Here is an 11,453-nt window from a genome sequence, read left to right as displayed (position 1 = left end):
CGGACATGAAGCAGGTTGCACAGAACTACAAGTCCGGCGAGCTGGCGGTTCTCGACGTACCGCCGCCGGCTTGTGCGCCGGGCGGAGTGCTGATCCGTTCGCTGTACTCGTTGATCTCGACCGGGACCGAGCTGATGAAGGTCGGCGAGGCGCGGCTGTCGCTGCTGGGCAAGGCGAAGGCGCGGCCGGACCAGGTGCGCAAGGTGCTGGACACGGTGGCGCAGCAGGGGTTGACGAGCACGTACAAGAAGGTGATGAACAAGCTCGACTCGTACACGCCGCTCGGGTACTCCTTGTGCGGCGTGGTCGTCGAGGTCGGGGCGGGGGCGGAGGAGTTCAGTGTCGGGCAGCTGGTTGCCGCTGCGGGGAACGAGTTCGCGTTGCATGCGGAGTACAACTGGGTGCCGGTGAATCTGTGCGTGCCGGTGCCGGACGGCGTGCCGGCTGAGCAGGCTGCGTTCTCGACCGTCGGCGCGATCGCCATGCAGGGGGTTCGGCAGGCCGAGGTGCAGCTGGGCGACACGGCGGTGGTGATCGGGCTCGGGCTGGTCGGGCAGCTGGTGGTGCGGTTGCTGGTTGCCGCCGGGGTGCGGGTGTTCGGGATCGACACGGTCGCGGACCGGTGCCGGATGGCGGAGAAGGCGGGCGCGCTGTACTGCGCGGGGGCGGACGAGGCCGGGGTCGCCGCGCTGGAGCAGTCGTTGCTGCAGGCATCCAACGGGCTCGGGGCGGATCACATCCTGCTGGCTGCGGGCGGGCATTCGAACGGGCCGGTGGAGACGGCGGCGCGGCTGGCGCGGGACCGGGCGCGGGTGGTCGACATCGGCAAGACGAAGCTGGACCTGCCGTGGAACGCGTACTACGACAAGGAGCTGGAGGTCCGGTTCTCCCGGTCGTACGGGCCCGGGCGGTACGACGACCGATACGAGTTGGAGGGGATCGACTATCCCGCCGGCTACGTCCGCTGGACGGAACGCCGCAACCTCGAGTGCTTCGTCGACCTGATCGCACGCGAACAGATCGACGTCGGCGCGCTGATCGCCAACACGTTCCCGATCACCGACGCCACCGACGTCTACCAGAAACTCAGCACCGGCACCTACCCCGGCGTCGGCTTCCTGTTCGAATACCCAAAGGAAGCAGAACCCGCCACCCGGACCGCGGCAAGCGCGAGGGCGGCCGGCGCCGCGACGAGCACGGTGAGCGCAGGTGTCGACGGCGGCGTGCGGGTGGGGTTTGTGGGGGCGGGGAATTATGCGTCGAGCATGCTGCTGCCGCATCTGCAGAAGGACGAGCAGGTCGTGCTGGGACGGGTTGCGACCAACAAGTCTTTGTCCGCGGCGAACGCTCAGCGGAGGTTCGGGTTCGAGGCGGTGTCGACGGACGCCGCCGAGGTGCTGGCCGACGACACCCTGGATGCCGTGTTCGTGGTGACGCGGCACAGTTCGCATGCCGAGCTCGCGTGCCGCGCCCTGGAGACCGGGAAGGCCGTCTTCGTCGAGAAGCCGCTGGCGTTGAGCGACGACGAGCTGGACCGGATCGTCGCGACAGTGGATGCCACAGGCAACGATCGGCTCATGGTCGGTTTCAACCGCCGGTTCGCCCCACTGCTGACCGACCTGAAGGACCGCTTCGCCGCACACGGCAACACCTCCGTCAGGTATCTCGTGAACGCCGGCAAGCTCGACTCCTCCAGCTGGTACCTCGACGCCGGCAAGGAGGGTACGAGGTTCGCCGGCGAGGGCGGGCACTTCATCGACACGCTCACCTGGTGGCTGGACAGCCTCCCGACCGAGGTGTACGCCGTACCCGGCCCGGACGCCGGCGACGTCCTCGTCACGCTCCGGTTCGCGAACGGCTCCGTCGGCACGATCACGTACGTCGGCGGCGGCAACGCGCGCTTCCCGAAGGAGACGATCGACATCACCGGCGGCGGCCGCAACGCGCGCTTCGACAACTTCCAGCGCGCCTCGGTGTGGGCCGGACGGAAGCCCGCCACCCGCAAGACCCGCAGTACCGACAAGGGCCAGCGCAACGAACTGGAACGCTTCGTCGCCGCCGTACGCACCGGCGGACCGATGCCGATCCCGTTCGAGCAGCTGATCGCCACCACTCGCGCCACCATCGCAGTAGACCGCAGCCTGGCTTCCGGAAAGCCGGAGTGCGTGTGAGCCGCCAGCCCCTGGGCTGGTATGTCCGCCGCCTGCGCCGGATGTCCCCCACCGAACTCATCCAGCGCACCAGCGACGCCGGACGCCGTACTGCCTGGGCCTACCAACAGGTCCGGCCCGGGCAGGACGGAAAGCTGACCCTGCCGCTCCGACGCGAAAGAACCTTCAGTACGACGCTCCCGCTCCAGGCGGCCTGCTCTGTCCCGGAAGACGCCCGCAAGGCGGTCATCCAGCAGGCCGACGCCATCCTGGCGGGCAACCTGGAGGTACTAGGCGTCGACCGTACCGATCTCAAAGCGCCCGACTGGTTCCGCGACCCGGTCACCGGCCGCCGTTCCGACCCGACGCAGTACGTCTTCAAACTGAACCACCGCAACGAGCAAGCCGTCGGAAACATCAAGCAGGTGTGGGAGCTGTCCCGTCACCACCACCTCACCCAACTCGCCGCGGCGTGGTACCTGACCCACGACGACCGGTATGCCGAACGCGTAGCCGACCACCTGAACGACTGGTGGCGTGCGAACCCGTTCCTGTCCGGCGTGCACTGGGCGAGCGGCATCGAGATCGGCCTGCGCCTGATCAGCTGGACGTGGATCAGACGCCTACTCAACGACTGGCCCGACATCACAGACCTGTTCGAGCACAACGAACTGGCGCTACAGCAGCTGTACTGGCACCAGCGATACCTGGCCGCGTTCCAGAGCCACGGCTCCTCGGCCAACAACCATGTGATCGCAGAAGCAGCAGGACAGCTAGTGGGCGCCTGTGCGTTCCCCTGGTTCACCAGGAGCGACCGCTGGCGCGCCAACGCCGCGGCCCTGCTGGAGAAGCAGTTGGACGCCAACACATTCCCATCCGGCCTCAACCGCGAACTGGCGACCGACTACCACCGCTTCGTCTCAGAACTCGGCCTGTACGCCGCTCTGGAAGCCGACAACGCCGGCCACCCGCTCAGCCAGGACACGTGGGCCCTCCTGACCCGAACGCTCGACGCAGCCGCAGCAATCGTCGACGACCGCCTACGCCCACCTCGGCAAGGCGACGACGACGAAGGCATGGTCCTGGTGCTGGATCCACCCGACGCAAGCACGTGGTCGGCGTACCTCTCGCTAGGCGCTGCTGTCGTCGGCAAAGCACCCTGGTGGCCAGACACCCCCCGTACGGCGACCTCGGTCATCGTCGGCGCGCTGGTCCACGGACAGCAGCCGGACCGCCCAACCGAGCGCCCGTCGCATTTCAGGGACGCCGGGCTGACTATCCTGCGCCACAAGGACATCTGGTGCCGAGCAGACGCCGGCCCGCACGGTTTCCTGTCGATCGCCGCCCACGCGCACTCCGACGCCCTCTCGCTGGAGGTCCGTGTCGACGGGGTCGACATCCTCGCCGACCCAGGCACGTACTGCTACCACGGCGAAGAGGACTGGCGGGACTACTTCCGCTCCACGATCGCCCACAACACCGTCGAGGTCGCCCACACCGAGCAGTCCACCTGGGGCGGCCCGTTCCTCTGGCTGCGCGGCGCCAACGGCAACGTCCTCCACCACTCCCCCACGACCTGGCAGGCAGAACACGACGGCTACGCACCGGTGACGCACCGCCGTACGGCGACCCTCGACGACACCGTGCTCCGCATCGAAGACACCCTGGACACGACGACCGACGTACGCATCGCCTGGCATCTAGGGCCCGAGGTTGACGTCGACCTGGCCACCGGGCGGCTCGAATGGCCGACGGGCTCGGCCGTCGTCGAGTTGCCGACAGAACTCACGTGGACGACGTACCGCGGCAGCACCGACCCGCTGCTCGGCTGGTACTCACCACGCTTCGGCCACAAGGTCCCCACCACCACTCTGATCGGCGAAGGGACCCTCACCGCCGGCTCGCCCGCGGTCAGCACCTTCCGTTTCTGACCGCGGACGTGTATCAGCCCCCCGCCGTAGGCCCTCTATTACCGGACACAGTTCGGCGTTCATCTGGAGGGGACCGTGAGCGCACAGCAGCTCGATGTGAGGAAGTCGTGGCGGGCGATCCGTCGGCATCGCTGGATCGTGGCAGCCGCGGCGGCCGTGGGTCTGCTCGGCGGGATCGCCTACGGCCTGGCCGTCCCTGCCATGCACACCGCCACCTCCCTGGTCGTCCTGCCACCGCCCGCGGCCAACGATCCCGCCAAGACCGCCACCGCGCCCGGTGTCCAGAGCATCGACACCCAGGTCTACATCGCGGGCAGTGAACCGGTGCTGAAGAGCGCCGGGCAGAACGTCACCCCCGCCCTGCCGACCGAGAAGGTGCGGGACCGGGTGAAGGTCACGGCCGTCACCACCGATGTCATCCAGATCGACGCCCAAGGAACGACGGCGCAGCAGTCGATGCAGCTCGCGAACGCGGTCGCCGAGGTCTACCTGGTGTTCGTGACGACCGATCAGAAGCTGCCGGGCGACCTGGGGAAGAAGACCGGCGCCCGGATCCTGGAGCAGGCGACCACCGCACGGGGCGGGAACATGCTCGTACACCTCGGGATCTTCGGCCTGCTCGGTGCGCTGGCCGGCGCCGTGGCCGGGTCGATCGGCGTACTGGTCAGGGTCCGCGGCGACCGGCGGCTGCGACTGCGCGACGAGATCGCGGACTCCGTCGGACTGCCGGTCCTCGCCTCGGTCTCGTCGTACCGCGCGACCGACAGGTCGGACTGGGCCTACCTGCTCGAGCACTACCAACCGACCGCGGTGGAAGCCTGGAGCCTGCGCAAGACCCTGCACCACCTCGCCCTGGACGTCCGCGACGGTACGCCGGGAACGCTGACCGTGCTGTCCCTCGCAGGCGACGACAAGGCACTCCCCCTCGGCCCGCAACTGGCCGCGCTGGCGAACTCGATCGGCATCTCCGCCGCGATCGTCATCGACGGCCATCAGGAACCGGCGGGCGACCCGGCGCTGACCATCCACCTCGTGGTGGTCGACCGGGAGACGCCGCACCTGGGCGACGCCGAGCACACCGCGAGCACGATCGTCGCGCTCTCGGCCGGTTTCGTGACCGCCGAGCAACTCGCCCGGCTCGCGGTCGCCGCGGCCGCCCAGGATCGCACCATCGACGGCATCGTGGTCACCGATCCCGACCCGACGGACCGCACCACCGGTCGCGTCTCGGCGGCGACCCGGCGGGCGGGCTCACGCTTGCCCACCCTGCTCAGCGGTACGGCGCGGAGGCTCCGATGAGCAACCAGCCGTACGACCGGCCCACGGTCCGCGAACCGCTCTGGGCGGACGACGACGACCTGTTCGACGACGAGCGGTCCGCCTCCTTCCCGCCCGACGCGCTCGTGACGTTCCGGTTCATCCGCGACTCGCTCCGCCGGCACCTGCGGATCTGGCTGGTCCTCGGTCTGGTCGGTCTGGCCGGCGGCCTCGCGTCGATGGTGGTGATGCCCGCGCCGCACACCGCGCAGACCCGGCTGCTGCTGACGCATCGCGACGGCGAGGACGGCACCAAGGCGATGGCCACCGATGCCAGCCTCGCGACCACCCACACGGTCGCGCAACGGGTGATCGACCTGCTCAAGCTGCCGGTGACGCCGGACAAGCTGCTCAAGCAGTACACGGTCGTGGCGTCGACCGACCGGATCCTCGAGGTCACCGCCGGCGCCAAGACCGACGCCGAGGCGGCGAACCTGGCGACCGCGGTCGCGCAGGTGTTCCTCGTCTACCGCAAGCAGCAGATCGCCTTGCAGGACGCACCGTTGACCCGCAACCTGACGGCCGCCCAGAACGAGCTCGCCCTGGCCGAGCAGGGAGTCAGGGCCACGGGCGACGACCCGAACGACATGAAGCGCCCGAACAGCCCCGCGGGCGTCCGGCTCGGCGTGGCGCGGGACCAGGTCCAGTACGTCCGGCAGCAGCTGCTCGACCAGCAGACACAGGCCGCCCGGATGAACAGCAGCCGCGTTCTCGACGTCGCCGCGCCGGTCAGGGTCTCGCTCAAGAAGACGATCGTCATCACCGCCGGGACCGGTCTGATCGCGGGCCTCTTCCTCGGCGTCGGCTTCGTCATCGTCCGCGCGCTGATCTCCGACCGGCTGTGGAAACGGCAGGACATCTCGCACGCGCTCGGAACCCGGGTCCGGCTGAGCACTCCGCGGCCGCGCCGCTGGCGGCTGCTCCCGTGGCCCGCGCTGCTGAGCGACAACCAGCGCCGTGCCCCGGAGAACAAGCTGATCGTGCAGCACCTCGACCATCGGATCGTCCGGGGTGAGCGCCCGACGTCCGCGCTCGCGGTGGTTGCCGTGGACGACGACTACACCTGCGCGCTGGCGGTCGCCTCACTCGCCGTATCGCTGGCCGAGGACGGCAAGCAGGTCCTGGTGGCGGACCTGACCCGCTCGGGCAAGCTCGGACGGATGCTCGGCGTGAAGGCACCGGGGACCCGCGAGTCCCGGTTCAGCGAGCCCGGGCGGCGGATCGACGTACACCTGGCCGACCCCGCCGGCGGACCGGCCGAGGGTGCCTACCTGCGGCTCGGCGAAACCAGCCGTCCGGGCGGGTCGGAGAACGTCGCGCTCGACGCTTCGTGGGAGGTCGCGGACGTCGTACTGACCCTGGCCGAGATCACGCCCGCGCTCGGTGCGGACCACCTGGCCACCTGGGCCGCCCGTGCCGCCGTCGTGGTGACGGCCGGGCGCTCGACCGCGACCGCCGTCCAGGCGACCGGAGAGATGCTGCGACTGGCCGGACTCGAACTGGACACCGCGATCGTGCTCCGCCCGGACCGCACCGACGAGAGCGTCGGCCTCGCCGAGGCGGAGTCCGGCCGCCGGCGCACCGTCGACCTCGAGATGTTCGGCCGATGACCCTCTCCGTCACACCACCCGGTACCAGCTCCGGCCCCCGCTCCGGCCACCGCCTCGCGGTTCGCCCGACGCGGCGGGTCGTCGCCCCGGAGGTACGCCGGCGCCGCCGGGTCCAGCTGACCTGGGCGCTGATGGTGCTGAACGTGATGACGTTCTTCCCCGGCGCCCCGCACCTGCTGCCGATCCCCGGATCGGTCGGCAAGCTGATCGCGCAGGGGGCACTCGTCGGCGCGCTGGTGATGGCGCTGTCCGTGAACCGGCCGCTGCGGGTCCGGCCCAGCGTGTACGTCGTGATCCTGATGACCCTGGCCGTCGAGGCGTTGCTGTCCAGCCTCCACGCGGAGTTCCTGCTCGGCGCGCTGTTCCGGGCCTGCCGGCTGTTCGGCTTCGCCCTGGTGCTGTGGTTGCTGACGCCGTGGTGGACGCGGCGCGACCTCTTGCTGGTCCGTACGCACCTGCTGATGCTGTGGGGCATCGTCGCGTCGGTCGTCGTCGGCCTTGCGGTGGCGCCCGGTCTGGCGATGACCGAGGACCGGCTCGGCGGGACACTCTGGCCGATCCCACCGACCCAGGTGGGCCACTACTCCGCGGTGGCGATCGGTCTCACGATCGTCCTGTGGATGTCCGGTCTGCTGCGGCGCAGCGTGGCCCTGGTCAGCGTGCTGGTCTGCGTCCCGGTCCTGCTGCTGACCCACACCCGGACCGCCCTGGTAGCGGTGCTCGCGGGCGTCACGCTCGCCGGGATCAGCCTGTTCACCGCGCGCTCGCGGGTCCGTAAGGCCTTCGCGATCGGTCTCGTCGTGTTCACGCTCGGCGACCTCACGCTCGGCTCGGTCGTCACCACCTGGCTGGCCCGCGGCCAGGACACCGCCGAGCTGGGGGCCCTGACCGGGCGGAAGGCGGTCTGGGAAGCGATCCTGGCGCAACCCCGGTCGGCGATGGAGGTCCTGTTCGGCTTCGGCCTGTCCAACAAGTCGTTCAACGGCCTGCCGATCGACAGCAACTGGCTCGGCACGTACTACGACGTCGGCCTGGTCGGCTGCGCCCTGACAGTCATGCTCGTGCTGTTCGTGCTGGTCGCGGCCTGGTTCCGGCCGCAGGGTCCGCACCGCGCTCTCGCGCTGTTCCTGGTCGCCTACTGCGTCGTGGCCTCGTTCACCGAGAGCGGCCTCAGCGAGGCGTCGCCGTACCTGCTGGAACTGACGCTCGCCGCGTCGCTGGTGTACTCCACCCCCACCCGTGAAGGACCGCGATGAAGATCCTGATGGTGCACAACAGGTATCGGTCGACCGCGCCGAGCGGAGAGAACCAGGTCGTCGACCAGGAGAGCGCCGCACTCACCGCGGCCGGGCACGCCGTGCGGCACTTCGAGCGGCACAGCGACGACATCGAGGACTGGTCCGCACTCAAGAAGGCGACACTGCCCGGGCGGGTCGTCTGGAGCCGGGCGAGCCGCTACGACCTCGCCCGGGACCTGTACCGGCATCGGCCGGACGTGGTGCACATCCACAACACCTTCCCGCTGCTCAGCCCGTCGGTGCTGTACGCGTGCCGGCAAGCCGAAGTACCCGCGGTGATCACCCTGCACAACTACAAGCTGCTGTGCGCCGGCGGCGACTTCGTCCGTGACGGCAAGGTCTGCCACGACTGCGCCGGCGGCAACCCGCTGAGCGGCGTACTGCACCGCTGCTACCGCGGGTCCGCGCTCGCCACCGCGACCACCGTGCTGAACACGCGCGGCCATCGCGGCAGCTGGCGGAACCTGGTGTCCGCCTACATCTTCATCTCGGAGTCCCAGCGCGAGCTGATGGCCGGAATGGAGTTCGACCCGCACCGGACGTTCGTCAAACACAACCTCGTGCCGTACGACGGACCACCCGCGCGCCGGGCCGAACGCCAGGTGGCGTACGTCGGCCGCCTGGACGCGGCGAAGGGCGCGCCGTTGCTGATGAAGGGCTGGGACGCGTACCGCGCGACCGCCGGCGACGACGCGCTCCGCCTGGTGATCGCCGGCGGCGGGCCGATGCTCGAGGAGGTCACCGCGTGGGCCGCCGACCGGCCGTCGGTCGAACTGCGCGGTCTGCTGAGCAAACCCGACGTGTTCAAACTGATCGGCGAGTGCCGCGCCGTCGTCCTGCCGTCGGAGTGGGAGGAGACGTTCGGGCTCGTGGTCGTCGAGGCGATGGCGGTCGGCGTGCCGCCGCTGGCCACCGCGCACGGGTCCTTCCCCGACCTGATCACCGACGGCGTCGACGGCGCCCTGTTCGACCCGAGTCGCCCGGACGCGCTCGCCGCCCTGCTGCGCGACGTCGACGCCGACCCCGAGCGGTACGCCGGGCTCGGCCGGCAGGCGCGGACGACGTACGAGACCCACCACCGGACCGACCGGAACATCGAGCAACTGCTCGACATCTATCGCTTCGCGGTGGACCACCCGGTCACCGCCCACCGCTGAGCCGAGGTCCCCATGCCCCCCGAATCCCCCGGACGTGCCGCGTGGTTCCGCAAACCGCAGGTCCTTGCAGGCGTCGCGGCACTGGCTGTCGCGGCGCTGGTCACCGCCGACCTCGCCGGCTATCACCTGCACTCCGGACGGCAGGTCGCGACCGGCCCCGGCGTCGCATCCTCCACCGCGGTCACGACACCCGCACCCCCCGCGCCCACCGCACCACCCGCCCGGATCTGCGCCAATCAGAAGGCGCTCTCCGGCCCGGTGTCCGCTCCGCCCGGTGCCGTCGTGGTCACCACCTCGGACAACCTCAACCAAGTCACGCAGGCGCATCCGGAAGGCACCACCTTCTGGCTGACGCCCGGCGTCCACCGGCTCGGTACCAGCCCGTTCGCGCAGGTGATCCCGAAGAACCGCGACACCTACGTCGGTGCGCCCGGCGCGATCCTGGACGGTGCGCGACGGAACCGCTACGCGTTCACGGGCTACGCCACCGGCGTGACGGTGAAGAACCTCACCATCCAGAACTTCGGGCCGGTCAGGACCAACAACGACGAGGGCGTCGTCAACCACGACTCGGGCGTGCGCTGGAACGTGCTCGCGAACACCATCAAGGACAACGCCGGCGCCGGGGTGATGATCGGTGACCACAACGTTGTCCGCGGCAACTGCCTGCAGTCCAACGGGCAGTACGGCTTCAACGCCTACAGCGCGAACAAGGTGGCCGGGATCACCGTCGAGGGCAACGAGATCACCGGCAACAACACCGACGACTGGGAGAAGCTGAAGGGCGGCTGCGGGTGCACCGGCGGTGGGAAGTTCTGGGAGGTCACCGGGGCTGTCGTGCGCGCCAACTGGGTGCACGACAACCACAGCCCCGGTCTCTGGGCGGACACCAACAACACCGGGTTCGTGATCGAGGGCAACTACCTGTCCGGCAACCTGGCCGAAGGCATCATCTACGAGACCAGTTACAACGCGGGCATCCGCGGCAACACCTTCGTCCGCAACGGCCTCGGCAAGGGTCCGGCGAACCACGGCTTCCCGACCCCGGCGCTGTACATCTCGGAGTCCGGCAGCGACTCGCGGGTCCCCGGCGTCTTCAACCAGACCTTCGAGATCAGCGGGAACGTGTTCACCGACAACTGGGCCGGAGTGATCCTGTGGGAGAACGCCGACCGGTTCGCCGGATCGGCAGCCAACACCAGCACCGGCGTGGGCACGCTGGTCAACCCGTCGGTGGTGAACGCCAAGACGTGCACGGCCGCGACCATCCGCGACCAGCCGTACCTGCGTGACTGCCGGTGGAAGACGCAGAACGTGCGGGTGCACGACAACGTGTTCAGCCTGTCCCCCGACAAGGTCTCCCCGATCTGCGGCTTCAGCAGCGGCTGCGGCTTCAACGGCCTGTTCTCCAACTGGGGCACCTACCCCACGTGGTCGCCGTACCAGAAAGCCGTCGTGCAGGACGCGATCACCTATCACCAGGCCAACCGGTTCTTCAACAACACCTACGCCGGACCGTGGAACTTCATCGTCCACGAGCAGGGCAACCGGGTGAACTGGGCCGCCTGGCAGGGTGCGCCGTACGGGCAGGACCAGGACAGCGTGGTCAAGGTTCTCGGGGAGCGCTGACCATGACGGAGCGGGTCGCCGGCGAGCAGATCGCACTGCTCCGCTGCATCGGGTACGCGGCATTCAGCCGGTACGACCGCGACGTCGACATCCTCGACCTGGTCTTCGACAGCCTGGTCGACGCCCCCGGAAGCGAGGGCGTCCGCCGGCTGCGGTTCGCCGGGTACGGCGTCACGCTGGACGTCGACCGCACCGAACTGGGCGTGGAACTGCGGGTATTACCCACCGGGCCAGTCGTGGTGGAAGCCTGCGGCGACAAGGCCACCCGGCTGGTGAGCTTCCTGTTGCGGTGGCCCGCAGGTACACAAAGGCCGGTCCGGACCGCCTGGGTGATGCTTTAGGCGGTCCGGACCGGGTCTGG

General features: G+C 69.6%; 8 protein-coding genes. All 8 read left to right on the top strand.

Features of this window, described 5'->3' with window-relative positions; translation table 11 throughout:
* Window positions 1-5 precede the first annotated feature (5 nt).
* Window positions 6-2,171: a bi-domain-containing oxidoreductase gene (locus AB0M51_RS03515; protein WP_344201597.1), complete on the top strand. Its 2,166-nt coding sequence runs from the start codon at window positions 6-8 to the stop codon at window positions 2,169-2,171.
* Window positions 2,168-4,081, top strand: a complete 1,914-nt coding sequence (locus AB0M51_RS03510) for an alginate lyase family protein (protein WP_344201600.1) — start codon at window positions 2,168-2,170, stop codon at window positions 4,079-4,081. The genes AB0M51_RS03515 and AB0M51_RS03510 overlap by 4 nt, the downstream gene beginning before the upstream one ends.
* 75 nt (window positions 4,082-4,156) lie before the next feature.
* Window positions 4,157-5,380, top strand: a complete 1,224-nt coding sequence (locus AB0M51_RS03505) for a Wzz/FepE/Etk N-terminal domain-containing protein (protein ID WP_363747949.1) — start codon at window positions 4,157-4,159, stop codon at window positions 5,378-5,380.
* Entirely contained in the window at window positions 5,377-7,008 is a 1,632-nt protein-coding gene (locus AB0M51_RS03500) for a hypothetical protein (protein ID WP_344201604.1), read from the top strand. The genes AB0M51_RS03505 and AB0M51_RS03500 overlap by 4 nt, the downstream gene beginning before the upstream one ends.
* The gene (locus AB0M51_RS03495; RefSeq protein ID WP_344201606.1) at window positions 7,005-8,264 is read left to right on the top strand and encodes a hypothetical protein; all 1,260 of its coding nucleotides are present in this window, start codon (window positions 7,005-7,007) and stop codon (window positions 8,262-8,264) included. Before AB0M51_RS03500 ends, AB0M51_RS03495 begins: the two co-directional genes overlap by 4 nt.
* Window positions 8,261-9,463: a glycosyltransferase gene (locus AB0M51_RS03490; protein ID WP_344201609.1), complete on the top strand. Its 1,203-nt coding sequence runs from the start codon at window positions 8,261-8,263 to the stop codon at window positions 9,461-9,463. Before AB0M51_RS03495 ends, AB0M51_RS03490 begins: the two co-directional genes overlap by 4 nt.
* Window positions 9,464-9,475: 12 nt before the next feature.
* On the top strand, window positions 9,476-11,092 hold the full coding sequence (locus tag AB0M51_RS03485; protein ID WP_344201612.1) for a right-handed parallel beta-helix repeat-containing protein: 1,617 nt from the start codon (window positions 9,476-9,478) through the stop codon (window positions 11,090-11,092).
* 2 nt (window positions 11,093-11,094) lie between these two features.
* The gene (locus AB0M51_RS03480; protein WP_344201615.1) at window positions 11,095-11,433 is read left to right on the top strand and encodes a hypothetical protein; all 339 of its coding nucleotides are present in this window, start codon (window positions 11,095-11,097) and stop codon (window positions 11,431-11,433) included.
* Window positions 11,434-11,453: the final 20 nt, after the last annotated feature.

Origin of the sequence: Kribbella sp. NPDC051137, from assembly GCF_040682535.1 — a bacterium.
In the GTDB taxonomy this organism is placed as follows: domain Bacteria; phylum Actinomycetota; class Actinomycetes; order Propionibacteriales; family Kribbellaceae; genus Kribbella; species Kribbella karoonensis.
The sequence above is the reverse complement of the archived record's forward strand: the minus strand, read 5'-3'. Positions and strand labels throughout refer to the sequence as shown.